This is a genomic window from Pseudoclavibacter terrae (genome assembly GCF_008831075.1).
GTDB lineage: Bacteria > Actinomycetota > Actinomycetes > Actinomycetales > Microbacteriaceae > Pseudoclavibacter > Pseudoclavibacter terrae.
The window spans coordinates 859,035-883,884 of sequence record NZ_WBJX01000001.1; the positions used below are offsets into that span (position 1 = coordinate 859,035).

25 protein-coding genes and 2 tRNA genes are annotated in these 24,850 nt (G+C 69.3%); 14 read left to right on the top strand and 13 right to left on the bottom strand.

What is annotated here, in order from left to right; translation table 11 throughout:
- Positions 1–2: 2 nt before the first annotated feature.
- The 4 genes from F8O03_RS04000 to F8O03_RS04015 form a co-directional block, all read right to left on the bottom strand.
- Positions 3–836 carry an SDR family NAD(P)-dependent oxidoreductase gene (locus F8O03_RS04000; RefSeq protein WP_167516460.1) on the bottom strand — a complete coding sequence of 278 codons (834 nt, stop codon included), beginning with the start codon at positions 834–836 and terminating at the stop codon, positions 3–5.
- Positions 837–896: 60 nt separating this feature from the next.
- Entirely contained in the window at positions 897–1,439 is a 543-nt protein-coding gene (locus F8O03_RS04005) for a DinB family protein (protein ID WP_151422703.1), read from the bottom strand.
- A 65-nt stretch (positions 1,440–1,504) separates the two neighbouring features.
- Positions 1,505–1,579: transfer RNA gene (locus F8O03_RS04010), tRNA-Arg, on the bottom strand.
- 231 nt (positions 1,580–1,810) lie between these two features.
- Positions 1,811–2,092: a hypothetical protein gene (locus F8O03_RS04015; RefSeq protein WP_151422705.1), complete on the bottom strand. Its 282-nt coding sequence runs from the start codon at positions 2,090–2,092 to the stop codon at positions 1,811–1,813.
- Between the two features lie 3 nt (positions 2,093–2,095).
- On the opposite strand from F8O03_RS04015, the gene F8O03_RS04020 reads away from it, so the two are divergent.
- The 3 genes from F8O03_RS04020 to F8O03_RS04030 are packed head-to-tail and all read left to right on the top strand — an operon-like array spanning position 2,096 to position 7,618.
- Positions 2,096–6,028 (top strand): AAA family ATPase, encoded by a 3,933-nt coding sequence (locus F8O03_RS04020; protein WP_151422707.1) that lies wholly within the window; start codon positions 2,096–2,098, stop codon positions 6,026–6,028.
- A 2-nt stretch (positions 6,029–6,030) separates the two neighbouring features.
- Positions 6,031–6,297 (top strand): hypothetical protein, encoded by a 267-nt coding sequence (locus tag F8O03_RS04025; protein ID WP_151422709.1) that lies wholly within the window; start codon positions 6,031–6,033, stop codon positions 6,295–6,297.
- A 28-nt stretch (positions 6,298–6,325) separates the two neighbouring features.
- Positions 6,326–7,618 carry an MFS transporter gene (locus tag F8O03_RS04030; protein WP_244295891.1) on the top strand — a complete coding sequence of 431 codons (1,293 nt, stop codon included), beginning with the start codon at positions 6,326–6,328 and terminating at the stop codon, positions 7,616–7,618.
- A gap of 109 nt (positions 7,619–7,727) precedes the next feature.
- Here F8O03_RS04030 and mscL read toward each other — a convergent pair whose 3' ends face one another.
- Genes mscL through F8O03_RS04045 form a run of 3 tightly spaced genes read right to left on the bottom strand, consistent with a single transcriptional unit; the run spans position 7,728 to position 9,157 of the window.
- Entirely contained in the window at positions 7,728–8,165 is a 438-nt protein-coding gene (gene mscL / locus F8O03_RS04035; protein ID WP_104253781.1) for a large conductance mechanosensitive channel protein MscL, read from the bottom strand.
- A 44-nt stretch (positions 8,166–8,209) separates the two neighbouring features.
- Positions 8,210–8,518 carry an FmdB family zinc ribbon protein gene (locus F8O03_RS04040; protein ID WP_151422711.1) on the bottom strand — a complete coding sequence of 103 codons (309 nt, stop codon included), beginning with the start codon at positions 8,516–8,518 and terminating at the stop codon, positions 8,210–8,212.
- A gap of 60 nt (positions 8,519–8,578) precedes the next feature.
- Positions 8,579–9,157 carry a 5-formyltetrahydrofolate cyclo-ligase gene (locus F8O03_RS04045; protein ID WP_151422713.1) on the bottom strand — a complete coding sequence of 193 codons (579 nt, stop codon included), beginning with the start codon at positions 9,155–9,157 and terminating at the stop codon, positions 8,579–8,581.
- A gap of 132 nt (positions 9,158–9,289) precedes the next feature.
- Here F8O03_RS04045 and F8O03_RS04050 point away from each other — a divergent pair, with 132 nt between their 5' ends.
- The 4 genes from F8O03_RS04050 to F8O03_RS04065 all read left to right on the top strand — a co-directional run bounded on the left by F8O03_RS04050 (position 9,290) and on the right by F8O03_RS04065 (position 13,067).
- Positions 9,290–10,213: a UTP--glucose-1-phosphate uridylyltransferase gene (locus F8O03_RS04050; protein WP_151422715.1), complete on the top strand. Its 924-nt coding sequence runs from the start codon at positions 9,290–9,292 to the stop codon at positions 10,211–10,213.
- Positions 10,214–10,225: 12 nt separating this feature from the next.
- Positions 10,226–10,873, top strand: a complete 648-nt coding sequence (locus F8O03_RS04055) for a GNAT family N-acetyltransferase (protein ID WP_104253777.1) — start codon at positions 10,226–10,228, stop codon at positions 10,871–10,873.
- A gap of 96 nt (positions 10,874–10,969) precedes the next feature.
- Positions 10,970–12,091 (top strand): hypothetical protein, encoded by a 1,122-nt coding sequence (locus F8O03_RS04060; protein WP_151422716.1) that lies wholly within the window; start codon positions 10,970–10,972, stop codon positions 12,089–12,091.
- Between the two features lie 43 nt (positions 12,092–12,134).
- The gene (locus tag F8O03_RS04065; protein ID WP_151422717.1) at positions 12,135–13,067 is read left to right on the top strand and encodes a hypothetical protein; all 933 of its coding nucleotides are present in this window, start codon (positions 12,135–12,137) and stop codon (positions 13,065–13,067) included.
- Positions 13,068–13,079: 12 nt separating this feature from the next.
- On the opposite strand, the gene F8O03_RS04070 is transcribed toward F8O03_RS04065, so the two are convergent.
- The 3 genes from F8O03_RS04070 to F8O03_RS04080 all read right to left on the bottom strand — a co-directional run bounded on the left by F8O03_RS04070 (position 13,080) and on the right by F8O03_RS04080 (position 15,694).
- On the bottom strand, positions 13,080–13,916 hold the full coding sequence (locus F8O03_RS04070; protein WP_151422718.1) for a siderophore-interacting protein: 837 nt from the start codon (positions 13,914–13,916) through the stop codon (positions 13,080–13,082).
- A complete protein-coding gene (locus F8O03_RS04075; protein ID WP_244295893.1) occupies positions 13,913–14,731 on the bottom strand; it encodes an ABC transporter ATP-binding protein in 819 nt (272 codons plus the stop codon). Before F8O03_RS04075 ends, F8O03_RS04070 begins: the two co-directional genes overlap by 4 nt.
- Positions 14,732–14,923: 192 nt before the next feature.
- A complete protein-coding gene (locus F8O03_RS04080; protein ID WP_167516461.1) occupies positions 14,924–15,694 on the bottom strand; it encodes an AraC family transcriptional regulator in 771 nt (256 codons plus the stop codon).
- 255 nt (positions 15,695–15,949) lie between these two features.
- Here F8O03_RS04080 and F8O03_RS04085 point away from each other — a divergent pair.
- A tRNA-Ala gene (locus tag F8O03_RS04085) sits at positions 15,950–16,022 on the top strand.
- A 65-nt stretch (positions 16,023–16,087) separates the two neighbouring features.
- Here the strand turns inward: F8O03_RS04085 and F8O03_RS04090 are convergent.
- Positions 16,088–16,837: an NADPH-dependent F420 reductase gene (locus tag F8O03_RS04090; RefSeq protein WP_341872787.1), complete on the bottom strand. Its 750-nt coding sequence runs from the start codon at positions 16,835–16,837 to the stop codon at positions 16,088–16,090.
- Between F8O03_RS04090 and F8O03_RS04095 the strand changes: the two genes are divergently transcribed.
- Both F8O03_RS04095 and F8O03_RS04100 read left to right on the top strand, forming a co-directional pair.
- Positions 16,836–17,186, top strand: coding sequence for a DUF2200 domain-containing protein (locus tag F8O03_RS04095; protein WP_151422722.1), 351 nt, complete (start codon positions 16,836–16,838; stop codon positions 17,184–17,186). The genes F8O03_RS04090 and F8O03_RS04095 overlap by 2 nt on opposite strands.
- A 55-nt stretch (positions 17,187–17,241) precedes the next feature.
- Complete coding sequence (locus F8O03_RS04100) at positions 17,242–18,525, top strand: heparan-alpha-glucosaminide N-acetyltransferase domain-containing protein (RefSeq protein WP_151422723.1); 1,284 nt, start codon at positions 17,242–17,244, stop codon at positions 18,523–18,525.
- A gap of 83 nt (positions 18,526–18,608) precedes the next feature.
- Here the strand turns inward: F8O03_RS04100 and F8O03_RS04105 are convergent, their stop codons facing one another.
- Entirely contained in the window at positions 18,609–19,604 is a 996-nt protein-coding gene (locus F8O03_RS04105; RefSeq protein ID WP_151422724.1) for an ABC transporter substrate-binding protein, read from the bottom strand.
- A gap of 58 nt (positions 19,605–19,662) precedes the next feature.
- Here F8O03_RS04105 and F8O03_RS04110 point away from each other — a divergent pair, with 58 nt between their 5' ends.
- From F8O03_RS04110 to F8O03_RS04125, 4 genes are all read left to right on the top strand, one after another.
- A complete protein-coding gene (locus tag F8O03_RS04110) occupies positions 19,663–20,730 on the top strand; it encodes a FecCD family ABC transporter permease (protein ID WP_244295895.1) in 1,068 nt (355 codons plus the stop codon).
- On the top strand, positions 20,727–21,791 hold the full coding sequence (locus F8O03_RS04115; protein ID WP_151422725.1) for a FecCD family ABC transporter permease: 1,065 nt from the start codon (positions 20,727–20,729) through the stop codon (positions 21,789–21,791). The genes F8O03_RS04110 and F8O03_RS04115 overlap by 4 nt, the downstream gene beginning before the upstream one ends.
- Positions 21,792–21,859: 68 nt before the next feature.
- Positions 21,860–23,056: an MFS transporter gene (locus F8O03_RS04120; protein WP_244295897.1), complete on the top strand. Its 1,197-nt coding sequence runs from the start codon at positions 21,860–21,862 to the stop codon at positions 23,054–23,056.
- A gap of 18 nt (positions 23,057–23,074) precedes the next feature.
- Positions 23,075–23,527 (top strand): DUF1622 domain-containing protein, encoded by a 453-nt coding sequence (locus tag F8O03_RS04125; protein WP_151422726.1) that lies wholly within the window; start codon positions 23,075–23,077, stop codon positions 23,525–23,527.
- Positions 23,528–23,578: 51 nt separating this feature from the next.
- On the opposite strand, the gene F8O03_RS04130 is transcribed toward F8O03_RS04125, so the two are convergent.
- Positions 23,579–24,781 (bottom strand): TetR/AcrR family transcriptional regulator, encoded by a 1,203-nt coding sequence (locus F8O03_RS04130; protein ID WP_167516462.1) that lies wholly within the window; start codon positions 24,779–24,781, stop codon positions 23,579–23,581.
- Positions 24,782–24,850: the final 69 nt, after the last annotated feature.

The following is a 24,850-nucleotide window of genomic DNA, read 5'->3' on the forward strand; positions in this document are numbered from 1 at the left end:
CGTCACCGCGGGAAGCGGGGGTCGCGGCGATACTCGTCGAGCCTCGCGCTCAAGGCGGCGTGCACCTGTGGTGGGGCGTCGTCGCCGATGAGCAGTCGCACCCTCGTGTCATCCGGGTCGGCGACGTGAGCGATGATCTCCGCGGCGGCGTCTGCGGGCGAGGTGCCACTGGCCTGCTGCTCGTCTGCGCCCGGCGCGGACGGCCATGGCACGTCTGGTGTCCCGAAGAGGCTCGTGCGCAGCTCGTCGTAGGCGGTCAGCGGCTCGCTGAATCGCATGCTGCCGCCCGCCCAGTCCGTGCGGAGCTCGCCGGGTTCGACGATCGTGACGCGAACCCCGAAGCTGGCGACCTCGGCGGCCATGGCCTCGCTGAACCCCTCGAGGCCCCACTTGGCCGCGTTGTAGAGGCCCAGCGTCGGCATGGTGCCAACCGCACCGACCGTCGAGATCTGCACGATGTGCCCTGATTCCTGCGCGCGCATCCCGGGCAGCACCGCCTGGCTGAGCCAGAGCGGTCCGAGCAGGTCGGTGTTCAGGATGCCCCGCGCGTCCTCCTCGGAGACCTCCTCGGCCGTGCCGATCAGCCCGTAGCCAGCATTGTTCACCAGCACGTCGATCGCCCCGAACCGGGCCGTCGCCCGGTCGACCGCGGCGAAGGCAGCGGCTCGGTCGCGCACGTCGAGCGGAAGAACCAGGAGTCGTCCGTGCGACGGAAGCGAATCGGCGCCACGCACGGTGGCGGCGACGCGGTGGCCAGCCTGCAGGGCGCCCAGGGCTAGGGCGCGCCCGAGCCCTCGGTTCGCACCAGTGATCAGCCAGGTCTGCGATGAGGTCATGCCCGCAAGGGTAGGAGACGATGTTCGCCGAGACGTGTGTGCTGCAGGGAGCCGGGTCGTCTACTCGCCGACGCTTCCGTCGATGCCCTGGCGAAGCAGATCGGCGTGCCCGTTGTGCCGCGAGTACTCCTCCACCATGTGGATGAGGATCCACCGCAGCCGCGGGATGCGCCCGTCCGAGAAGCCGCTCGCCGCGGGGTGCTCGAGGCCGCCGAGTCGGAAGGCGCGCTCGGCCGCGGCTCGTGCTCGCGACACGGCGGCCTCCCACGCTGCGAGGAGCTCGGAGGGCTCGCTGTCTCGCGCGGTGTCCCATTCCCAGTCGGGCGTGGCCTTCCAGTCGATCGAGGCCCACGGTTCGCGCGGCTCCTCCCCGAGGAGGACGACGCCGAACCAGTCGTCCTCGACGTACGTGAGGTGCTTGACGAGGCCACCGAGGGTCATGGTGCTGGGTGGCAGCGTCTTCGCAAGGTCATCCGCGGTGAGCCCTGACACCTTCCAGGCGAGTGTGGCCCGGTGGAAGTCGAGGAAGCCGTTCAGCGTCGACCACTCATCCTCACCGAGCGGCGGCTCCGGGCGATGCTGCTCGTCGAAGATCGTCGTCATGGTCCGATCCTACGGACCAACTCGTGCCGACACGGGATGGCGACCGCTGCGATGCACCCAAGAACTGGTGCCCCTGGAGGGACTCGAACCCCCAACCGTTTGCTTAGGACGCAACTGCTCTTCCATTGAGCTACAGAGGCTGGCGCGACAATGCTACCGGTGCTCGCGGACTTCCGCGCGCACCGCGAGTCCCTGCAGCCTGGGAGCAGCCGCAAGTTCATCGGCAGCCGGACAGGTACCGCCGTCCGGCATCGACCACGAGTCCCGCGAAAACTAGGCCAAGCTCGACGCAACCCACGCGCGCCTCCACCCTCCGACCGGCCGAGACACTTACAGTGTCACGCGTGTGGGGTCTGTTTCGTAAACGAGGTTCAGAGCCGGGCGACGCGAAGAGCGACGATCACGGCTCCGGCAAGGGTGCGCCCACAAACAATGAGACGGAGCCGATTCCCGACCTGAGTCCGGTGCGGGATCGCCTCGAGCGCGAGCGTGCCGAGCGTGAGGGCGACCGCGAGGACCGCGACGACGGCCAGTCCCTCGACCTCGGACGCGACCACGAAGACGGGGTGCGCGCACGAAACGCCGACGGTCCGAGTCTCACTCGCGGCCGTTCCTGGGTTGCGGATGCGGTAGCGCACGAACGCAAGACCCACCCGGTGCCATCCGCGGACGAGCAGGCGCTCACCGCGCTGGACCTCGAACGCGCCGAGCAGGCGCGGGCGCTCGAAGCGGCCGTCGACGCGGCTCAAGACGCCTGGCTGCACGAGCTCGCGCAACTCGGCGGACCATCCCCGCTCCTCGACTTCGCTGACGAGCCCGGCACCTCCGTCGAGCTCACCAGCGCGCACCCCGGCGGGATCGCACCATTCGCCGCGGGCAAGACCGTGCTGCTGTCGGCGCTCGTGCGCGAGAACTCCTCGTTCCGTGGCGCTCGGGACGCCGCCGACCTCATCGCGCAGAAGGGCACCGAGCTGCTCGCCGGCCGTGGCATGAGCACGATCCAGCTCGCCACGGGCTTCGCCGAGTGGACGCAGGACGGGAAGCACTTCCGCGCGCCCATCCTCACCCGCACGGTCGACCTGCGCCGCGCGGGTCGCGACTACGAGTTCACGCTCAAGGGCCCGAGTCGCGTGAACGCCTCCCTCGTGCGTCACCTCGCGCAGCACTTCGGCGTGCGCCTCCCGGTGGCCGAGCTGCTCGAGCTCGCGAAGTCCAACGACGCCTTCCTGCCGCAGCAGGTCTTCGACCGCATGCGAGCGCTCGGCGCGTCCATTCCGCAGTTCACGGTCTCGGCCCGCGCCGTCATCTCGAGCTTCGGCGAGGTGGCGAGCGCCATGCTCCGCGACACGAACGAGCTCACCCACCCCGTGCTTCGCGCCCTCGCGGGCGACGAGGAAGCACGCCGCCAGGTCGCCGCGCCGCGGCCCGCCACGCAGCGACCCAGCCCGGACCGTCGTGACCCGGTCGGGGACCGGTTCCTGCTGGACGCGGACACCGAGCAGGAGCGCGTCGTCGACGCGATCGCGGCCGGCAACTCAGCCGTCATCAACACGATGCCGGGCACCGGGCTCACGCAGACCGTCATCAACGCGCTCGGTCTGCTCGTCGCCGACGGCAAGCGCGTCCTCGTCGTCACGCCACGCTCAGCGAGCATCCGCGCCATCAGGGCTCGCCTCAAGAGCGTGGGACTCGAGGGCCTCGCCGTGACGCCTCGAACCCTCCGCCGGGACGCGATCGCATCCATCTCGCGCAACGAGAAGGCCCGCAAGCCCGCGATGCACGAGCTCGACGACGCCCTCGTCCGTCTCCGCCACGTGCTCGCCGACTACCGGGACGCACTCGTGCACCCTGACCCGGCACTCGGCGTCTCCGCGCTCGACGCCCTCGAAGAGCTCTCCCGCCTCGAACTGCGAGAGCACCCACCCATCACGACGGCACGCCTCGACCGCGACGCCATCGAGGCGATCGCCACGGGCCGCGACGCCATCGCGCGCCAGCTTCGGGCCGCCGGGGAGCTCGGCCAGTTCAAGTATGGCCCGGACGACTCGCCCTGGTACGGCGTCTCGTTCGAGTCGACCGACGAAGCGAACCGCGCGCAAGAGGCCGCGGTCGAGCTCGACGCGGGAGTGCTGGTCGAGGTCATCGACCGGGCGCAGGAGCTCGTCGGCCGAACCCGGATGCGCCCCGCCGAGACGTACGGCGAGCTGGGCATCTACCTCCGACTGCTGCTCGACCTGCGCGAGACGCTCGACCGGTTCCGCCCGGCGGTCTTCGACCACTCGCTGACGGACGTCATCCACGCCACTAACCCCAAGCGGGAGGGCAGCGACCTGACGTCCGCGCGCCGCCGCCAGCTGCGGCAGCTCGCGAAGGACTACGTGCGGCCCGGCGTCGTCGTGGAGGACCTCCACGAGTCGCTCAAGCTGGCCCAGCGCCAGCGCATCCTCTGGCACCGCTACGTCACCGATGGCTCAACCCCCACCGTCCCCACCGGCATCTCCGACGTCAGGAAGTTCCACCGCGAGGTCGCCGAGAAGCTGCGCCTCCTCGACGAGCCGCTCGTCGACGCCGGTGCCGTCTCGCTGAGCGAGCTGCCCCTGGCCGACCTCCCGGCCCGCATCACGGAGCTCGCGGCCGACAGCGAGGTGCTGCACAACATCGTCGAGCGCCTCACCATCATCGAGCGCCTCGAGAACCTCGGCCTCACCCCACTGCTCGAAGACCTCTCCGAGCGTCACGTCGAGGCGGATGCGCTCGGCGACGAGCTCGAGCTGGCCTGGTGGCAGTCGGTCCTGGAGGACCTCCTCGACCGCGACAAGGCCCTCCTCAACGCCAACACCCGCGTCGTGACGCGACTCGAGAGCGACTTCAGGGTCGTCGACCAGGCGCACACCGATCACTCGGCCGCGCAGCTCGCCTGGCAGCTCGCCGAGGCGTGGAAGGTCGCGATCGTCGACTACAGCGAGCAGGCGGATGCGCTGCGGCAGCTGCTGCGACGCCCTGGCGTGCCCTCCACAAAGCTCGCCCTCGAAGCGGGCGACGTCTCGAAGAGCATCGCTCAGCTGTGGCTCACGACTCCGTACGATGTGCCGCTCGTCAGCGAGCGCATCCACTTCGACACCGTCGTCCTGGTGGATGCGGGAACGATGTCGATCGCCGAGAGCATCGGGGCGATCCGTCGAGGCGACCAGGTCGTCGCCTTCGGAGACCCGGTCACCCAGTACCCGACTCCGTTCACGGTCGCCGTGACGCGACCCTCGGCGGACAGCACGGACACGTGGGGCCTTCGGCACACCGACCAGGTCGGCGAGTCCGTGTACTCGCGGCTCGCCGAGTTCCTGCCGGAGCACGCGCTCACGCGCAGCTACCGCGCGGGCGGCGAAGACCTCGCTGAACTCGTCAACCGGCGCTTCTACAAGGGCCGCATCCGCTCTATGCCCTGGGCCGGCACGTTGCTCGGCCACTCGAGCCTCAGCTTCTCGTTCGTGGAGAACGGAACGGGGCTGCCCGACCCGATCACCGGTGGCGTCGAATCGACGGACGCCGAGGTGAGCCGCGTCGTCGAGCTGGTCGTCGACCACGCCGTGCACCGGCCCCGCGAATCGCTCATGGTCGTCACCGCGTCAGCCCTCCACGCCCGCCGAGTCGAGCAGGCCGTCTACTCCGCTGCTTCCCGACGGAGCGACATCGCCGAGTTCTTCACGGCAGCCCGCGGCGAGCCGTTCACCGTCACGACGATCGAGCTGGCCACCGCCCAGTCGCGCGACCGCGTGATCTTCTCGATCGGCTTCGGCCGAACACCGCACGGCCGCGTCCTCGCGAACTTCGGAGTGCTCGGCACCGAGCTCGGCGAGCGGGCGCTTGCCGTCGCCATGACCCGTGCCCGCCGGTCGCTCGTGGTGGTCTCCTGCATCCGGCCAGGCGAGCTCGACCCGTCGCGCATGTCGCGGGGCGTTCTCGGCCTGGCGCAGATCCTCGGTGAAGCCGACCCGGACGCGGCGAAGGCTGGCACGCCCGCTGACGCCCCCGCACCGTCCGAGCCCACGGCAGGAGACCCCGCGCCCGACGAGGAGGGTGACGGCGAGGCACGCGACGTCGAGGCGCCGCCCATGCTGCTCGACCTCGCGAACCGTCTCGAGTCGTTCGGCATGACCGTCGAGCTGTTCCACCGCGGACGCATCCCACTGGCCGCCGCCTACCGCGGCCGGGCGATCGCGATCGACACGGACGGCCTCGACCTGCGTATCGCCGGCTCAGCGGATGCCACACTGCGCGAGACCCTGCGCCTGCGCCCAGAACTCCTCAAGCGCCTCGGCTGGTACTACCTCCGCGTGCACTCCTTCGAGCTGTTCGCGCACCCGGAGGCCGTCGCGCGTCGCATCGGCAAGGCCCTGAAGGTGCCGCTGCCTGCGGAGTCGGCCGGGATCGCGGCCGGCTCGATGCAGGGAGAGCTGGGGGAGCTGACCTCAGGTCGGTCGACGACGGATGCGGGCGCCGCGGCAAGCGCGAGCCTCGCGTCGGTCACGCTGCCGGATGGCAATCAGCAGATCGCGATCGCTCGCCCGGGCGAGCCCGGCGGTGCGAGCTGAGCGTGACCCACTCGAACGACCAGGACGAGACGGCAGGAACTCGCATCGGGCGCAAGCCGCGCCGCCGCGTGACGACGGCGCCGCCGCCCGGCAGCGACCCAGCACCACAGTCGGCCGACGGCAGGCGCGAGCCCGCCGTGCTCGCCGGCGAGGACTCTCCGAGCGCCTGGGGCGACACCGACGTGCGCTACGCGGACGACCGTGCTGCGAGCCCCAGGGGGCCGAACGACGACCGGCTGCGCGCCGACAGGCCACCGCACTATGGCTGAGCGGGCCATCGAACCGAACGACCCCAATGTGCCTGGTTCGGATCCCGAGCATCCCACCACCGGGCAGACCCCCGTCATCTCGAGCGTGGATGGGCCCAGGCCTCCGATCCCCGCAGAGATCTGGGTGCTGCTCGTCGCCACCTTCTTCATCGCGATCGGCTTCGCGCTCATCGTGCCGGTGCTGCCGCAGTACGCCCTGAGCTTTGGGGTCGGCGCAACGCTGGTCTCGGTCGTTGTGAGCGCGTTCGCGTTCATGAGGCTCGTGTTCGCGCCCGGTGCGGGCGCCCTCATCAACAAGCTGGGGGAGCGGCGCATCTACGTCGCGGGACTCCTCATCGTCGCGGCGTCGACGGCCGCCGTGGCGTTCGCTCAGGACTACTGGCAGCTGCTCGTCTTCCGGGGGCTCGGCGGCGTCGGGTCCGTGATGTTCACGATCTCCGCCGCCGGCATGATCGCCCGCTACTCGCCGCCGCAGATCCGCGGGCGCATCTCGGCCCTCTGGGGCGGCATCTTCCTCGTCGGCAACATCGCCGGCCCCGCGGTCGGCGGGGCGCTCGCGCAGTTCGGCATCGGCGTGCCGTTCCTCGTCTACTCTGGCACCCTCGTCATCGCCGCGGCCATCGTCGGGGTCATGATGGGGCGCGCACACCGCGTCACCGCAAGGAAGGCGGCCGAGGAGGCCGGACTGCACGACGCCGGCGACGACCGAGCCCCCGGCATGAGGAAGCTCGAGCCGAAGTCCCTGCGCGAGGCGCTCCAGGACTCCGCCTATCGTGCCTCGCTCGTGTTCGGCTTCGCGAACGGATGGGCGAACTTCGGGGTGCGGACGGCGATCCTTCCGTTGTTCGTCGCGACCAGCATCAGCCAGGAGCCGTGGGTGATCGGGGTCGTCATCGCCGTCGGCGCGGTCGGCAACGTCGTCTCGCTGCAGTATGCCGGGCGGAAGACTGACCGTGTCGGGCGTCGCCCGTTCATCCTCATCGGCCTCGGCGTCTCGGCCGTGGCGATGTTCGCGACGGCGTTCGCCAGCGACATCGTCACGATGCTCGCGCTGAGCTTCGTGCTCGGACTGGGCTCGGGGCTCGCGGCCCCGGCGGAGCAGGCCGTGATCTCCGACATCATCGGCTACGGACGCAGCGGCGGCCAGGTGCTCTCCACGTACCAGATGACGCAGGACGGCGGGAGCATCCTCGGGCCCATCGTGGCCGGCGTCATCGCCGACCTCTTCGGCTTCACCTGGGCGATCATCGTCTCGTCGCTCATGCTCGCCATCGCGTGTCTCTCCTGGGTGTGGGGCCGCGAGACGTTCCGTTCGTCCTGATCGGCCGATCGCCTGCCCCGACACGGTGCGGAGACGCAAGAACGCCGCCGGGGTGACCGGCGGCGTCCTCGTGCAGCGCTTGCGACTGCGGTGCTGTGGCGCTTCTTGCCTAGGCTCGCGTCTCGGGGCCTTCGCCCTGGAGCTTCGCGGGCGACTCCTGCTGCGCCTTGAGGAGGTCGCGGATCTCCTCGAGGATGTCCTTCTCGGTGACGGCGGCCTCGACGGCGGGCTTCGGCTTGCCGTGGATGAGGCGGTAGCTCATGTCGTTGAGCTTGTTGATCGGCACGATGATCGCGAAGTACACGACCGCGGCGATCAGGACGAACTGGATGATCGCGGCGATGACCGCGCCGAAGCCGATCTGTGCCCCGGCGATGTTGACAGTCGCGGCCGCGATGTCGTCAGCCTGGAAGATGGTGGCGATGATCGGGTTGAAAATGCCATCGACGATGGCGGTGACGATGCCGGTGAACGCGGCACCGATGATGACGGCGACGGCAAGCTCGATGACGTTGCCACGCATGATGAATTCGCGGAATCCCTTCACGGGTCCCCTTTCGTTGTGTACTCGCGTACGGACAAGTCGTCAGTTCAGGAAGAAGCTGAAGTGCTGCTGCTGCTGCTGGATGCCGCAGCTGGTGCCGGGTCCTTCTTGGCGGGTGCGGGCTTCGACTCCGAGGTGGCTCCCGAGGAGGAAGCGGAGCCGGAGCTCTTCTTGGCGCTGGCCGCGGAGTCGGTCCGGTAGAAGCCGGATCCCTTGAAGGAGACGCCGACGGCACCGAAGACCTTGCGCAGCTTGCCTCCGCACGCGTCGCAGACCGTGAGGCTCGCGTCGGCGAACCCCTGCTGGATGTCGAAGGCGTTGTCACATTCGGTGCAACGGTAGGAATAGGTAGGCATAATCTCGCTTTCGGGGACCAGGACAGCATAAACGCGCCGGAGAGCCCGCGGGGTAATGCGTCAGAAACGTGTGATCCCTGACGGCGTGACGACGCCATCCACCCGTTCGTCGTGCACCTCGCGGGGGACGGCGCCGACGAGTTCGTCGTCGAAGACCACGGCGAAGACGGGCGGCCTGTCGGCCATCGAGCCGAGCGTCCGGTCGTAGTAGCCGCGCCCCCAGCCCATCCGGTAGCCCTCCAGGTCGATGGATGCGGCGGGCACGATGAGCAGGTCCGCGTCGCCGAGCGCGATGGGCCCGAGGAGCTCGCCGATGGCTTCTGGGAAGCCGAGTTCGTGCGGGTGCTCCGACTCGCCGTCGGAGACGACCCAGTCGAGGAGTCCGTCTTCACGTGTGACGGGGAGCAGCACGGTGATGCCTGCGTCGCTTGCCCAGCTGAGGAACGGTCTCGTGCTCGGCTCGAACTCGCCGGAGAGGTAGCAGGAGATGCGAGTCGCGCCGTGGGCGACGACGAGCTCTCGCAGGTGGTGCGAGAGGTGTTCGGCGTGCTCCGAGAGCTGCAGCTCTCCGTGGCTGCGTCGTCGCTGTCGGATCTCCGCGCGGAGGGCGCGCTTCTCGGTCTTCGCGTCGGTCGCCATGGCAGGGAGCCTAGCGAAACGCCCTGGAGCCGCTTGTGCAGAGCTGGGGCGGGAACCCGCAGATAGGCCCCAACCCGCGCGCCTTCGGCCCTCCGTTTCTCCAGAACACGCGGGGGCCATACGATACGGCCTATGTCCTCGCGCATCACAAAGGCCGTTATTCCTGCTGCGGGTCTCGGGACGAGGTTCCTGCCTGCGACGAAAGCCATACCGAAGGAGATGCTGCCGGTGGTCGACCGGCCGGCGATCCAGTACGTGGTCGAGGAAGCAGTCGACGCGGGGCTGACCGACGTGCTCATGATCACGGGACGCAACAAGACGACCCTCGAGAACCACTTCGACCGGGTCGCCGAGATCGAGGCGCTGCTCGAGGCGCGGGGCGAGACTGAGAAGCTCGCGAGGGTGCGGGCTGCGACGAATCTCGCCGACGTGCACTATCTGCGTCAGGGGGACCCGCTCGGGCTGGGGCACGCGGTGCTGCGCGCGCGTCAGCACGTCGGTGACGAGGCGTTCGCCGTGCTGCTCGGTGACGACATCATGGCGGGTGGCGGTTCGCTGCTCTCGCGCATGGTCCAGGTCCACGAGGCGACGGGCGCGAGCGTCGTCGCCCTGCAGGAGGTCGACCCGGCGATGATCTCCTCCTACGGCGTCGTCGCCTACGATGCGGCCTCGAGTGTCGCGGAGGGTGTGCCTGGCGCCGGTCCGGACACGATTCAGATCGCGGGTCTCGTCGAGAAGCCGTCTCTCGAGGACGCGCCCTCGAACTTCGCGGTCATCGGCCGGTACCTGCTTCGCCCCGAGGTCTTCGCCGTGCTCGAGCAGACGAAGCCGGGCGCCGGGGGAGAGATCCAGCTCACCGACGCCCTCCAGGTGCTCGCCGCGAACCGCGAGGAGCTCGGCGGTGTCGTGGGCGTGATCTACCGCGAGCGTCGCTTCGACACGGGCAACAAGCTCGACTACATCAAGGCGATCGTCGAGCTCGCCATCGACGACCCCAAGCTGGGGCCGGCGCTCAGCCCGTGGCTGCAGCAGTTCGCGAAGTCGCTCGCAGAGTAGACTCCGCTTCCTATGAGCGCTTCCGTTCCCACGCTGACGCACGGCCCGGTGTCGCTGCGTCCCATCAGGGTCAGGGATGCGCGTGAGCTCGAGTCGGTGCTGCTCGCGAACCGCGAGTGGCTGCAGCCGTGGGAGGCGACGAGCCCGGGTGGTGGCGGTCGCTGGGACGTGCGCGGCGGCATCCGTTCTCTGCTGTCCCAGGCCTCGGCGCACACCGCCCTGCCGTTCGTGATCACGTACGAGGGTCGCTTCGCCGGCCAGCTGACGGTGTCGGGCATCAGCTACGGCGCCCTCTCCTCGGCGACGCTCGGCTACTGGGTCGCCCGCGACTTCGCGGGGAAGGGGCTCGCGACGATCGCGACGGCGATGGCCACCGACCACTGCCTGCAGGGGCTCGGGCTGCACCGCATGGAAGTGTGCATCAGGCCGGAGAACGCGAAGTCGCTGCGGGTTGTCGAGAAGCTGGGCTTCCGATACGAAGGACTGCGTCGTCGGTACATCCACATCGACGGCGACTGGCGCGACCACTTCTGCTTCGCCGTCGTGCGCGAGGAGGTGCCGCAGGGCGTGTTGCGACGGTGGCGCGAGGGTGGCGCCGACGAGCGCGAGGCGCAGGTGCCAGAGGCTGATTGGGAGCGGACGTCGCAGCCTCTTCGCTGAGGTTCCGCCTGAGCGTCGCAAGAAGTTCCGATTCCCGAATCTGACACTCCGCAGCAATCGGCGGCCGCGGGTGCGTCCGCGCTTAATGTTGACGCCATGCAGTTCGGCAGCAGTCTCGTCCTCGCCCTGGCGGTGACGCTCTGGCTTGCCTATTTCGTGCCGACGTGGGTGCGCCGCCGCAACTACCTCGCCACCGAGCAGAACGCCATTCGCATGCAGCAGGCGCTGCATTCGCTCGCGACCACGAGCGATCTCAGTGGGGCTCGCGTGCGGGCCGACGGGCGTGGCGTGAGCGAGCAGGAGCGTCGCATCAAGCGTGCGAGGGCCGAGGCCGAGCGCGCGGAACGTGAACGCGATGAGGCAGCTCGTCGGGCCCTGCCCGCCGTGACCGTGCCTCGCTCTGCGGAAGACCGCCAGCGCGCCGCGCGTGCGACCCGGCGCGGTCGTCTCGTCACCTCGCTGGTGACGCTCCTGGGCATTGTCGCGGTTGGAGTGGGCATCTCGCTCGGCGCGACCGCCGGGGTCTGGTGGGTGCTGGTCGCCGGTGTCGTGACGGTGCTTGCCGGCGTCGCGGGCCTGCAGCGCCTCGCTCGCATCGCGAACGCGCAGCGTCTCGCGGCTCGGGTCGCGGTTGGTGCCGAGCGCCAGCCGCGGGCTGAACGACGCGCGGACGCAACGATCGACTTCTCGGTGAGCGACGCGGCCCGTCCCGCAGCTCAGCCGACCGCCGAGGTCCAGGTCACTGAGTCGTTCGATGGCTGGGTACCCGTTCCGGTGCCGAAGCCCCTGTATCTCGAGCGTTCGTCCTCGGAGTCGCTGACTGCCCTTGGAGAGGAGTCTGGGACGCCCGGGCGACCCGGCCCGGACGGTCCTGGAGGTGGGGTGGACGTCGAGAAGGTCAACCATCTCGAGCTGCTTCGCGAGGCGGCCCGCCGGTCCGAGCAGAAGATCCGGGATGCGCACGCGCAGCCAGGGATCGCAACGTTCTCGACCCGCGCGTCCGCAGCGATGCAGGGAGTGCCCCTCGCGCAGACCGCAGCAACTCGTGCCGGGCTGGCCCAGTCGTCGCCGCAACTGAGCGAAGCCGTGCTGAACCCCATCGTGGTGGCCCCGGTCGAGAAGCGGCCGAGCCGCTGGGCCAGCATGGGCGTCCTGGACGAGGTCGAGCCCGGCATGGGTGATCTCGACGCTGCGCTTCGGCGTCGCCGCGTCGGCTAGTCGCCGCCGGGTGGTGCGGGCGATCCACTAGTGTGGTCGGATCATGGCAACACCAGTAGACGGCGACCCGTTCGCGAAGACCGACGACTCATCGATCGATGTGCCGAACGGGATCTTCGCGGCCGGAGACGAGACGCTCGACCGCACCGGCGCGACGAACGCTCGCCTGCTCCTCGGCGGTCCTTTCGCGCGGTTCCGCGCCGCTCCGGCTGCTGCTCGGGTGAGCTGGTTCGTGGCCGCCGTCGCACTTGTGGTCGTCGTCGTGGTGATCCCCGTCTCGATCGGCTCATTCGCCGCGGTTCGCAAGGAGTCGCTGGCGGCGTCCACGGCTGCGCCCGCGCAGCCGGCTGTCGTCGTCCTGAGTCCGGAGACGCTCGCCGTGAGCGCACAGGTGGACGCGATCGAGCCGGCGTACGTCATGTCGAACGGTCTTGTGACGGACGAGTCGAAGACCAAGATGGGCGACCTGCTCGCCACGGCTCGGGATCAGATCGACGCGAACGACGCGGCCGGTGCCACTTCGACGATGCAATCCGCCGTGCCGTACTTCGTCGCGGAGTACTCGCAGCGTGTTGCGACCGCCGCGGAGACCGAGGTCGAAGAGTACGACCAGTCCGAGTGGGAGACGGATGAGCGGCTCGCTGAGCTCATCGAGATCGTACGCGCGAATGCGCAGGGTCAGGACCTGACGGCGCTGGTCGCGGCGGTCATCGAGATCCCGCAGGTGGTGGGCGATGCCCGAGCCGAGCACTTCGGCAACCGTCGCACGTATGTCCCGCCTGCTCCGACGACCGCTGCGCCTGCACCGTCCGCGCCGGCAGCGACGCAGCCGCCGGCGACCGAGGCACCGCAGATGACGCAGGCGCCTGCGCCGTCTCAGGCTCCGGAGCCGGAAGAGACGAAGCCCCCGGAGCCGAAGCCCGAGCCGCAGCCCAGCGGCGGCCCCAACTTCACGTCAGCCCCCAACGGCGACTGACGCGACAGGGCCTCAGTTCTCTGCGCGGCCGATCTTCCAGTACCCGGAGAAGGTGATCGAGCTCGGCGGCAGGTCGCATTGGCGGACGAGGTGCCGGCGGATGACCTTCACCGTCGACGATTCGCCGGCCAGCCACGCGTAGAACGAACCGGAGATCTCCGTTGCGACGGCCCAGGCATCCACGGCTTGCGTGAGCCGCTCGCCGTATGGGTGCTCTCCTCGTACGAGCCAGGTGACGACGACGTCCGCGTTGCCGGTGGGGAGGGGGACGCAGTCGGCTGCTGACGGGACTTCGAGGAACACGCTCGCCGCGGTGGTCTTCGGGAGGCGCTGCAGGATGTTGCGCACGGCTGGCAGCCCCGTCTCGTCGGCGGCGAGCAGGAGGCGCCGCGCCCCGTGTGGTTGGAAGTCCATGCCGCCGGTCGAATCCTCCGCCCGGATGTCGGGGCCGACGACGATGAGCTCGTCCCCGGGCCTGGCGTTCGCCGCCCACGCGGTGGCGGGGCCGGCTGGCTGGTGGAGGACGAAGTCGATGTCGATCTCCCGGAGTGACGGGCGCGTCGCACTGGGCGTGTAGGTGCGGATGGGGTTGCGCTGCTCGTCTGACAGCGTGCGCCACTTCGAGTACCAGTCGGTGAGCGCGGGCGCTGGTGAGTCCGTGATGCCGAAGTCGCCATAGGTGCCATCGGCGTGCTGGAAGACGAGCTTGATCCGGTGGTCGTTGCCGTGCGGCGCGAAGTGCTCGAGGCTGTCGGCGCCGAGCGTGATCCGGACGTAGCTGGGGGAGACGCGGGTCACCCGCTTGACCTGGGTGACGAACGGCGGGAATGGCGTGTATGCCTCGGTCATGCAGGCGTCGTCGTGGGGGAGCGTTGCACGATGGCGGAGTGCGCGAGCGGAACGACGAGCGGTGTGCCCGTCTCGGGGTCCGGGACGATTCGTGCTCGGACGCCGAAGACGTCAGCGACGAGCTCCTCGGTGACCACGTCTGCCGGCGGCCCTTCGGCGATGAGCTCGCCTGCCTTCAACGCGATGAGGTGCGTCGCGTAGCGTGCCGCCTGATTGAGGTCGTGCAGGACGGCGATGAGGGTCTTGCCTTGGCGGTGCAGCTCGGCGCAGAGTTCGAGGACGTCGATCTGGTGCGCCAGGTCGAGGTACGTGGTCGGCTCGTCGAGGAGCACGACGGGGGTGTCCTGTGCCAGCACCATGGCGATCCACACGCGCTGGCGCTGACCGCCGGACAGTTCGTCGACGCTGCGGTCCGCGAGGTCGGTGAGGCCGGTCCGCACGAGGGCTTCCTCGACGGCCTCGTCGTCGTCGTGAGACCACCGCTGGAGGATGCCCTGGTGCGGGTGGCGGCCGCGCGACACGAGGTCGGCGACGGTGATCGTGTCGGGGGCGATCGAGGACTGGGGGAGCAGGCCTATGCGCTTGGCGAGCTCCTTGGCCTTGAGGGTTCGGATGTCGGTGGAGTCGAGAAGCACGCTGCCGCCGGCCGCGGGGAGCAGGCGGGCGAGCGAGCGCAAGAGAGTGGATTTGCCGCACGCGTTGGGCCCGACGATGACGGTGAAGGAGTTCGCGGGGATGGTGACGTCGAACCCATCGAGGATGGTGCGCTGGTCGTAGGCGACCGTGAGGTCTGCGGCGCGGAGCTCTCCGCTCACGCGCGGCTGCGTCTGCGGGCGTCGGCGATCGGTGATCGACTCGCGAGGGCGAGCTCGGTGGGGTGTCGCATGTTGTGGACCTACTTCGTCTGGCGGGCACAGGCTAGGCTTGCCTTGCTGCCAAGTATCCCACGGTTCCGCCGCGATAGGTGCGGAGGCGACGGTCATGTGCCTCTCGGAACTCCTCGCCGCTCAGGACATGAGCGCGTGCGCGCGGTACTGGCCCGGGGTCATCGCGAGCACCCGCCTGAAGGCGTCAATGAACGTGCTGGTCTGCGCGTATCCCAGCGATCGCGCGACGAGCGCCACGCTCTGCCCGTGCGAGAGCTGCTCAAGCGCCGATTGCACGCGGACCAGCTGGCGCCAGCTGTGGAACGAGACGCCCGTCTCGTTCTGGAAGATCCTGGCGAGCGTCTTGCTGCTCACCTCGAGCGATGCCGCCCATTCGTCGAGCGATCGGCGGTCGCCCGGGTCTGCGCTCAGCACGTCGGCGATGGGCAGGATGCGCTGGTCGCGTGGCATGCGCACGCGGAGGTCGTGCGACGTGGGGGTGAGGTTGTCGAACAGGACCCGCTCGATGTTGCGGCGCTGCATCTGCGTGAGGTCGGCGGCCTGGAGGCGGGACAGGAGCTCCTGCAGCAGTGGAGTGACCGTCACTCCGTAGGCGTCTCGGGGGCGGAGGAACGACTCCCGCTCCGAGAAGAACGTCGCCTGGAACTCGCAGTCCGCGGAGATGCGACTCGTGTGGACGATGCCTGCAGGGACCCAGACGGCGAAGTGAGGCGGCACCACCCAGATGCTTCGTTCCACCACGAGCTTCATGATCCCGCGTTGCACGGAGAGGAGCTGGCTCACGGGATGCGAGTGCGGCTCCCACTGGACGGCGTGGCCCTGCTCTTGCCTCGGCAGGGTTCTCGCGGCGGGAAGCAGGGCGAGAGGTGGGGAGACGTCCGGCTCGATCACGGCGGTGTTCGAGTCACGTTGCCACGTAGGTGGTAGTCCAGCGGTGCGCATATCTCGAGATGGTACACACTGTAGGACCGTTCCAAAGTATCCGTATGAGTAGTCAAGAAGCTCATAGGGATTCCTCCAACGTCAGTGTCCGGAAGCCAGGATTTCAGAACCTCATGCGGGATGCGCGGCGGCCCCCGTCGGCGACGGCTCGCGCGGGTCGCGTTGGCAGTCGGCGTTGCCCGGTGGTAATGTTTCCTCCCGTCAGGGCCTATGGCGCAGTTGGTAGCGCGCCTCGTTCGCATCGAGGAGGTCAGGAGTTCGAATCTCCTTAGGTCCACAGCGCTGAGGGCCCGATCACTCGATCGGGCCCTCATTTCTTTCGCGGAAGTGGCGTTGCTGGTATCAGCTGAGGTCGCGGTATCGCTTGGCCTCGGCGAGCGCCGCCACCAGCTGGGGTTTCGTGGCGTGGGCGCCGTATCCCGGGGAGTCGCGTTGGATGCGCCATCCCTCGGCGAGCGGTGTCACCTCGACCGTGTCGAAGCCGAACTGGTTGTAGAGGCCGCGGACGACGTCGAGGGCATCCTGGCTGTCACTGGCGGCGACCAGCGCGCGCCGATCGGCGGCCCCTGCGGGGCGACCATCCGAGGTGATGTCGGCGGCTCCGATGTGATTGAACGCCTTGACGACCCGGGACTTTGGGAGGTGCTGCTGGAGCAGCTCGGATGTGGTGGTCGTCTCGTCGTCGAGCTCGGCGATGGCACCGTCGCGTTGCGGGTAGTAGTTGTTGGTGTCGAGCACGATCTTGCCGGCGAGCGCCTCGACGGGCACGGAGTCGTAGGCGTGCAGGGGAATGGTCACGACGGCCACATCTGCGGCTTCGGCGGCCTCGATGGCCGTCGCCGCGCGGGCCGTCGGTCCGAGTTCCGCGACGAGCGACGCGAGCGTCGCCGGGCCGCGAGAGTTGCTGATGACGACGTCGTACCCCGCCTCCACCGCCTTCCGAGCGATCTGGCTGCCGATATTGCCTGCACCGATGATTCCGAGAGTTGTCATGCTCGAGCCAACCCCGGAAGGGTGCGGGATCTTCCGATGTGACAGCACGTGACGGCAGGTGACGTCGCTAGAATCTGCACAACACGAGGGAGCTGACATGGCAGGCCATCGCATCTACGGGACGGCGTTCGCGGACGTCTATCCGCACTACGTCACGAAGGCGGAGCGGAAGGGGCGCACGAAGGCCGAGGTCGATGAGATCATCCGCTGGCTCACCGGGTACTCCGACGAGCAGCTCGACGGGACCATCGAGCGTCGCGTCGACTTCGAGAGCTTCTTCGGGGATGCGCCGCTCATGCAGCCGAACCGCGCTCTCATCAAGGGCGTCGTCTGCGGCATCCGGGTGGAGGAGATCGAAGAGCCCCTCATGCAGGAGATCCGATACCTCGACAAGCTCGTCGACGAGCTCGCGAAGGGCAAAGCGATGGAGAAGATCCTCCGGAGCTGACGCGGCCCTGCGCTGGGACGTGCGCGTCGGCGCGCCGTGACGGTAGCGTGAATGCGTGAGCGCCCAGAGCATGCCAGGCAAGCCGGCCGCACCCCTCGAAAAGAGTGGGCCTGCGGGCGAGGGTGCCCGGCGCGCGGGACGCATCACGGGGCTCGACCTCGCACGGTTCCTGGCGCTCATCGGCATGATGGCGACGCACGTGTGGGTCACCAACTCGGATGGATCCACGCCTGCGCTCGCCGCGTTCCTCGGCGGCAAGGCGGCTGCACTCTTCGCCGTGCTCGCCGGGATCGGCGTCGTGCTCACCACGACGAAGCAGCGGGACCGCCGCGCCTTCGGAGCGGCCGCTCTCAACGTCTTCGGGCGAGGCCTGGCCCTCATGGTGATCGGAATGACGCTGGGTCTCGTGCCCGGGCCGATCGCCGTGATCCTGGTCTACTACGGGCTCGTGTTCTGGCTCGTCACGCCGCTCCTCCGGCTCTCGAACGTGTCGCTGCTCATGGTCGCGACCGCCTGGGCCGGGCTGTGGCCATTCCTTTCCATGCTCCTGCGCGCGCCCCTCAACGTCGGCTCCGAGCTCGGCACGCCCAGCTGGCTCGACCTCGCGCATCCGCTCGAGCTGCTCCGTGGGCTCTTCGTCACGGGCACCTACCCGGTGCTGACCTGGGTGGTCTACGCGATCGTCGGCATGGTGGTGGGGCGGATGCTCCTCGTCGCTCGCGAGCGAGGCACCATCCTGCAGCTGAGCCTCGGACTCACGGCCGTGGGCTCAGTGCTCGCGCTCCTGGGTGTCGGCATCAGCATGCTGCTCGCCGGGCCGTTCGGCGGCCTCAGCTCGATCAGCGCCTCGACGGGTGCCGGAGATCGAGCGTCCGAGCTCTTCTACACCGCCGCCTTCGGCACCACCCCGACGCAGAGCGGTTGGTTCCTGGCCTCGCCCGCCCCCCACTCCGGGACGACGTTCGACCTCGCGATCACGGCGGGCACCTCGCTCATCGCCATCGGCCTCTGCCTGGCCGTCTGCCTGCGACTCGGCGACGCGACGCTCCGCGTGCTCGGACCGGCTCTCGGCGCGGGGGCGACACCGCTGACGATCTACACCCTGCACGTGATCGTGGCAGGGGTCACCTATACGGCGCTCGTCAACGGCGGTGCGCTCGCGGATGCCCCGGAGCTGTTCTGGCTCGTCTCGAGCGCCCCGATCTGGCTCATCCATGTCGCGTGCGCGCTCGCCGTCGGCGCCGTCTTCTTCTGGTGGCGGCGCCGCGGACCGCTCGAAGCGGCCGTGACCTGGACAGGGCAGCGGTTCGCGTCCCTCGCCGAGGCGCGTCGCGAGTGAGCGTGCCATTCGTGCGCAGACGGAGACGGCGCCCGCCACCGGGACTCGGTGGACGGGCGCCGTGTGCGTCAGGCGGCGCGGGGCTACTTGCCGGCGAGTGCCGTCTCGATCTGCGGTGCGACCTGGTCGATGGCATACTGCACTGCGAGCGTCGTGCCGAGCGAGTACGCCGAGGCGACGTCGCCGTCGATGACGACGGCACGGCCGTCTGCGACTGCGGGAATCTGCTGCCACTGCGCGTCATCGGTGATGGCCGACTTCTCGATGAAGATCGGGAACGCGACGATCAGGTCTGCGTCGAGCAGGTCGAGCTGCTCGTTGGAGACGGTCGAGGTGAAGCCGGACTCGGCGACGGGGAGCTCAGCGATCTTCGGGCTCTGCGCGAAGCCGAGGTTCTCGAGGAACGCGACGCGCTCGCTGCCGTCGATGTACGCACCCCAGCCCTCTGACGTCTTCGTGGCGGCGGTTGCCGTCTTGCCAGCCCACTCCGGGTTGGCGTCTGCGACAGCCGCGAAAGCCGCGTCGACGCCCGCGAGCAGCTCGTCACCCTTCTCGGGAACGCCCAGTGCGCTCGAGATGAGCTCCATCTGCTGCTCGGTCGATGTCAGGTAGCTGTCTCCTCCCTCTGGCACACCCACCGTGGTGGTGATCGAGGAGAGACGGTCGTAGCGGTCCTGGTCCCCGGAGCTCTTCGTGTCGAGGATGAGGTCCGGTTCGAGGGCAGCGATCGCCTCGTAGTCGGGCTCCATGGTCTCGATGATGACGGGAGCCGTGTCGTACAGACCCTCAGCCCAGGGGCCGACGCCTTCGCCGCCGAACGCCAGCCAGTCCGACGCGCCGACAGGCTGGACGCCAAGCGCGAGCGCCGTCTCTGCATCGCCCCATCCGAGGGCGACGATGCGGGTCGGCGCCTCCTCGATCGTGACCTCGCCGAATTTGGTGTCGACGACCGCTGGGAACGTGCCATCGGCTGCCGGGGCGGCCGTCTCTTCGGCATCCGTGTCGGCGGTCGCGGAGCATCCCGTCAGCAGGAGCGCGGCTGCGGAGGCGAGGGCGAGGCCCTTGGCGAGGTGTTTCATGGAGACCTTCTGTCTGGGTGAACGGCAGTCGATGTAGGTTAGCCTAAACTCGGTTCTCGTGACGACAGAAGTGAAAGCCGGGCCACCCGGCGGCGTGGTGCGTTCCGCCGCAAGCTCGGCCAGGCACGTCTCGGGGGCGCGGCGAAGCCTGATGCTCCTGATCTCGACGCTCCTGCTCGCCGTCACCTGCGCCCTCAGCATCGCGATCGGCTCGCGGGAAGTGCCGCTCGACCAGGTCTGGGCCGCGGTCACCGGGGGAGACGTCGACCAGGCCACGCGCACGGCGATTCTCGACCTTCGCGTCACACGAACCATCATCGGCCTGCTGGTGGGCGCCGGCCTCGCCGTCGCTGGAGCGATCATCCAATCCGTCACCAGGAACCCCCTCGCGGACCCCGGCATCCTCGGCGTCACCTCGGGCGCGTCCTTCGCCGTCGCGCTCGCCGTGGCGGTGCTCGGTGTGACCAACCCGAACGGCTACGTGTGGTTCGCGTTCCTGGGTGCCGCGGCGACGACCGTGCTCGTCTACTTCCTCGGCAGCGGAAAAGGCGGGCCGAACCCGCTCAGGCTCACGCTCGCAGGCATGGCCTTCGGAGCCGTGCTGAGCGGCATCATCGCCGCGATCCGATTCAGCGACCCGCAGCGGTTCAACGCCCTGCTCGTGTGGGAGTCCGGCTCCTTCCAGCTGCGAACGCTGGACACGACTCTGCCGGTCGCGCCGTTCGTCGTCGCTGGAGTGGTGCTGGCGCTCGCGCTGGGCCGCTCGCTCAACGCGCTCGCGCTCGGAGACGACCTCGCCCACTCGCTCGGCTCCTCGGTCGCACGCACCAGGGTGCTGTCCATCGTCGCCGTCACGCTGCTCGCGGGAGGGGCCACGGCGATCGCCGGCCCGATCGCGTTCGTCGGCCTCATGGTGCCGCACCTCGCACGCGCCATGGTCGGTCAGGACCAGCGCTGGATCCTCGGACTCAGCGTCCTCCTCGGTCCCTCGCTCATGCTCGTCGCAGACGTGCTCGGCCGGGTCGTGCTCCGGCCAGGCGAGCTCCCGGTGGGCATCGTCACGGCGTTCATCGGCGCCCCTGTGCTGGTTGCGCTGGCACGCCGGAAGAAGGTGAGCGGCCTGTGACCGGACAGGACGTCACGGCGCGGCGCGGTCATCGAACGGCGCCGTCCGGGCCCGGAGGTCCTGCGAGGGTCGCGCGCGAGCTCCGACTGCGGCGCACCGTCGTGGTCACGCTCATCCTCAGCGGCATCGCCATCGTGCTTGCCGTCGTGGCGCTCGGACTCGGCAAGTACCCGCTCACCCCCATCGAAGTGCTCGAGGCGGTCTTCGTCCCCGACGGCGGCTTCGCAACGACCGTCGTGCTCGAGTGGCGGGCACCGCGAGTCGTCGCGGCGCTCGTGTTCGGGGCAGCGCTCGCCGTCTCCGGCGCGCTCTTCCAGTCGCTCACGAGGAATCCGCTCGGCTCGCCGGACGTCATCGGGTTCTCGACCGGCGCCTACACGGGCGCCGTCATCGTCATCATCGCCGGCGCTGGCACCTTCGTCGGGACGGCACTCGGAGCACTCGCCGGCGGCCTGCTCACGGCCATCCTCGTCTACGCGCTCGCACGTCGCGGAGGCGTCAGCAGCTTCCGCCTCATCGTGGTCGGCATCGGCGTGACGGCCTTCCTGCACGCCCTCAACACGTGGATGCTCCTGCGCGCACAGACGGAGGTCGCGATGACGGCGTCCATCTGGGGTGCCGGGTCGCTTGCCCTCGCCCAGTGGTCGCAGCTCGTGCCTGCCGCGGTCATCCTGATCCTCCTCGTGCCCGCGGTCGCCCTGCTCGCCGGCCCGCTCCGACAGCTCGAACTCGGCGACGAGACCGCGAGGAGCCACGGCGTGCGGGTCGAGCCGACACGCTTCGCCGTGCTCATCGTCGGCGTCATGCTGACGGCCGTCGTGACCGCCGCGACGGGGCCCATCGCGTTCGTCGCGCTCTCGGCGCCGCAGCTCGCACTGCGTCTCGAGCGTGGGCCGGGTGTGCCGATCCTGTCCTCGGCGGTCCTCGGCGCAGTGCTGCTGCTCGCGGCCGACCTCGTCGCGCAGCACGCGCTCGGCGGCGCTGTCCCGGTGGGAGTCGTGACGATCGTCATGGGCGGTGCCTACCTGGTCGTCCTGCTGGCGCTGCAGGCCCGACGGTAGGGCGAGGCTCGCCTGCTGTGCTTGGATTGCTTCATGCTCAGCAAGCACCACGACGACGCGGTCGGGGAGTGACCTCCCAGGCTGACCGGCGGGCGCGCGTCGCCGTCGCCGCAATGTTCCTCACCAACGGGGCGCTCTTCGCGAACCTCCTCCCTCGGTATCCGGGGCTCAAAGCCGAGCTCGCGCTCAGCAACGTCGAGTTCGGGCTCGTCGTCGCCGCCTATCCGAGTGGCGCGCTGCTCGCGGGCCTCGCCGCGGCCTCGCTCATCCGCCGCTTCTGGTCGTCGCGACTCGCGGTGGCTGGCACGGCGATCACCAGCGTCGCCTTGTTCGCGGCGAGCTTCACGCCGAACGGGCTGCTGCTTGCAGCGGCCTTCGCGCTCGGTGGCGCAGCGGATGCGCTCACCGACGTCGCGCAGAACTCGCACGGACTGCGCGTTCAACGCCGCTTCGGGCGCTCCATCATCAACGGATTCCATGCGATCTGGTCGATTGGCGCTGTGCTCGGCGGGCTCATGGGGGCGGCGGCCGTGGCGCTGCACGTGCCTCTCCCGCTGCACCTCGGCATCAGCGGCGCGCTCTTCACGATCGTCGCGATTCTCGCGTACCGGTGGATGATCCCGGGCCCAGAGCACGACGATGTCGAGGTGTCGACTGCCGGAATCAGGGTCGTGCAGGAGGGCACGGCGTCTCGGGGTGGGTCGGCGAAGTACGTCGTGCTCCTGGCGCTTGTCCTCCTGACCGTCGCGGGCTCGGTGGTCGAGGACTCGGGCAGCACCTGGGCCGCCCTCTACCTCGCCGGTTCGCTCGACGCCCCGCAATCGCTCGCCGCGTTCGGCTTCATCGCGCTCGTGGGCGCGCAGTTCGTCGGGCGGATGCTGGGGGACCGCCTCGTCGACAGGTTCGGGGAGCGCCGAGTCGCGCAGGCTGGTGGGCTCGTGACGGCGCTCGGCATGGGGGTCGCCCTGCTGTTCCCGAGCGTTGGCGGGACGATCGCCGGGTTCGCTGCTGCAGGCTTGGGCATCGCGACGCTCGTGCCTGCCGCGTTGCACACGGCGGATGAGCTCCCCGGGTTCAAGCCGGGCACGGCCATCACGCTCGTCTCCTGGCTCATGCGCCTCGGGTTCCTTGCGGCACCACCCCTCGTGGGGCTGCTTGCCGACGCGACCTCGCTCCGGGTGGGTCTCATCGTGGTGCCGGTCGCGGGTATCGTCGCGTTCCTGTGCGCTGGTGTGCTCGCCGGACGCCACCGCAGGCACGAATAGGCAGATAGGGGAGCTGGGATGCAGGAATCCATGGACCGAGTGTTCGAGATCGTCGCGGTCGTCGTCGAGGTGCTCGGCGCTGTCGCGATCGTCATCGGCATCATCGTCGCGATCGTGCTCGCCGGCTTGGCGCTCCTCCGCGGGCGGGGCGGCACGGTAGCCCTCGCGACGCTGCGCACGTCGCTCGGCGCTGGCATCCTGCTGGGGCTCGAGGTGCTCGTCGCCGCCGACCTCGTCCGCACCATCACGTCGAAGCCCTCGTTGGAGGACGCGCTCATCCTCGGACTCATCGTGGTGATCCGCACGGTGCTGAGCATGTCGATCCAGATCGAGATCGAGGGGGTACTGCCGTGGCGTCGGGCGCTCACCACCAGCGGCGCGCAGGTCCTCGCCGATCAGGTCCGAGCTGCGCGGCGCCCGCCCATGGGTGAGGACGGAGGGACGGAAGTCCGCGGCACCGACCCGCGATGACGGCTGCGGCCCGCGCCTTTTCCAGGCGCGGGCCGCAGACTGCAGTGCGGGTCAGACGCCCAGGACGGCGCGCAGCATGTGCGCGACGCGCGCGCGGTTGCTCGGCGTGTCCTGCCAGGCGAGCACGCGCCCGAGCGAATCGACGACGTGGAAACCCGCATGGGCGATGCATCGGGCTTCGGACGCGGAGAACTGCGGCTTGACTGCGCGAAGCAGGCCAGCCCACTCCTCGATGTGATCCCGCTGCAGGGCCAGCAGGCGCTCTCGCTCTTCGTCGCTGAGGTTCGTCGACTCGGCGATGTAGACCTGGAGCAGCTTGTGGTGCGCGAGCTGCGCTTCGACGTAGGCGTCGATCAGGCCGTCCAACGCGGCTTCGTTGGAATCGACGGCCGCGAAGACGTCACGCGTCACCTGTCCGAGGTATTCCGCGGCCCGAGAGCAGGCGGCTGCGAGGATTCCGCTCTTGCTCTCGAAGTGACGGTAGACCCCGGAGGCAGTGATGCCGACGGCACCGCCGATCTCCTCGATGCTGACGAGGTTGTACCCGCGCGCGAAGAACAGCTCGATCGAGTGCGCCACGATCTGCTCGCGCTTGGCGGTCGACGGGATCCCCGTGGCGGCAGGGGCGACGTACGCCTCCGTTTCGGGGAGGTCGGCGTCGAGGGCACGCTGTGAGGCGGCGCGCAGGTAGTCGGCGGTCGCTGCGGAGATGCTCGTTCGGTGCATGGACACGCTCGCGAGCACCGCGAATGCTGCACGGCTCTGCAGTGCGCGGTCTTCGTCGCTCAGCTCCGGACGCAGCTCCTTCAACACGGCGGAAAAACGTCCGTAGACCTTCGCGAGGCGCTGGTCCACGGAGGCGCGGTCCGCTGGTTCGAGGTAGCGAGATTCCCAGCGGATGATCTCGCCGGTCCCGCGGCACTTGATGAGGCTGTCGAGCGTCGCGTGGATGAGCGCTGAGGCCCGCTCCGTGGCGGGGGCACCCGCGGCGACCGTCGTGTCGGTGACCTCATCCGTTGCCCCTTCGACGGCGTCGACGATGCCGAAGGCCGTGTGCTTGAACAGGTCGTACTTGTTGGCGAAGTGGCGGTACAGGGCCGGAGCGGAGATGCCGACCGAGGCTGCCACGTCGCTCATGCTCACCTGGTGGTAGCCCCGAAGCGCGAACGCCTGCGTGGCTGCCGACTCGATGCGCTGCTTGCGGTCCTTGGGGCGGATGGTCGGAGTGTGCGGCCACGTGGGGGGAGTGGTCATGGAGGGGGTGTTGCTCCGTTCAAGATCTGGTGCTGGTAGTGAACGAGGTCTTCGGCGCTCGGGGGTGCG

Excerpts from the sequence above, each read along its gene's own strand:
- F8O03_RS04000 (WP_167516460.1), bottom strand. The coding sequence starts at position 836 with ATGACCTCATCGCAGACCTGGCTGATCACTGGTGCGAACCGAGGGCTC.
- F8O03_RS04005 (WP_151422703.1), bottom strand. The coding sequence starts at position 1,439 with ATGACGACGATCTTCGACGAGCAGCATCGCCCGGAGCCGCCGCTCGGT.
- F8O03_RS04040 (WP_151422711.1), bottom strand. The coding sequence starts at position 8,518 with ATGCCTACCTATTCCTACCGTTGCACCGAATGTGACAACGCCTTCGAC.
- F8O03_RS04045 (WP_151422713.1), bottom strand. The coding sequence starts at position 9,157 with ATGGCGACCGACGCGAAGACCGAGAAGCGCGCCCTCCGCGCGGAGATC.
- F8O03_RS04050 (WP_151422715.1), top strand. The coding sequence starts at position 9,290 with ATGTCCTCGCGCATCACAAAGGCCGTTATTCCTGCTGCGGGTCTCGGG.
- F8O03_RS04055 (WP_104253777.1), top strand. The coding sequence starts at position 10,226 with ATGAGCGCTTCCGTTCCCACGCTGACGCACGGCCCGGTGTCGCTGCGT.
- F8O03_RS04060 (WP_151422716.1), top strand. The coding sequence starts at position 10,970 with ATGCAGTTCGGCAGCAGTCTCGTCCTCGCCCTGGCGGTGACGCTCTGG.
- F8O03_RS04065 (WP_151422717.1), top strand. The coding sequence starts at position 12,135 with ATGGCAACACCAGTAGACGGCGACCCGTTCGCGAAGACCGACGACTCA.
- F8O03_RS04070 (WP_151422718.1), bottom strand. The coding sequence starts at position 13,916 with ATGACCGAGGCATACACGCCATTCCCGCCGTTCGTCACCCAGGTCAAG.
- F8O03_RS04095 (WP_151422722.1), top strand. The coding sequence starts at position 16,836 with ATGGCAGGCCATCGCATCTACGGGACGGCGTTCGCGGACGTCTATCCG.
- F8O03_RS04090 (WP_341872787.1), bottom strand. The coding sequence starts at position 16,837 with ATGTCAGCTCCCTCGTGTTGTGCAGATTCTAGCGACGTCACCTGCCGT.
- F8O03_RS04105 (WP_151422724.1), bottom strand. The coding sequence starts at position 19,604 with ATGAAACACCTCGCCAAGGGCCTCGCCCTCGCCTCCGCAGCCGCGCTC.
- F8O03_RS04125 (WP_151422726.1), top strand. The coding sequence starts at position 23,075 with ATGCAGGAATCCATGGACCGAGTGTTCGAGATCGTCGCGGTCGTCGTC.
- F8O03_RS04130 (WP_167516462.1), bottom strand. The coding sequence starts at position 24,781 with ATGACCACTCCCCCCACGTGGCCGCACACTCCGACCATCCGCCCCAAG.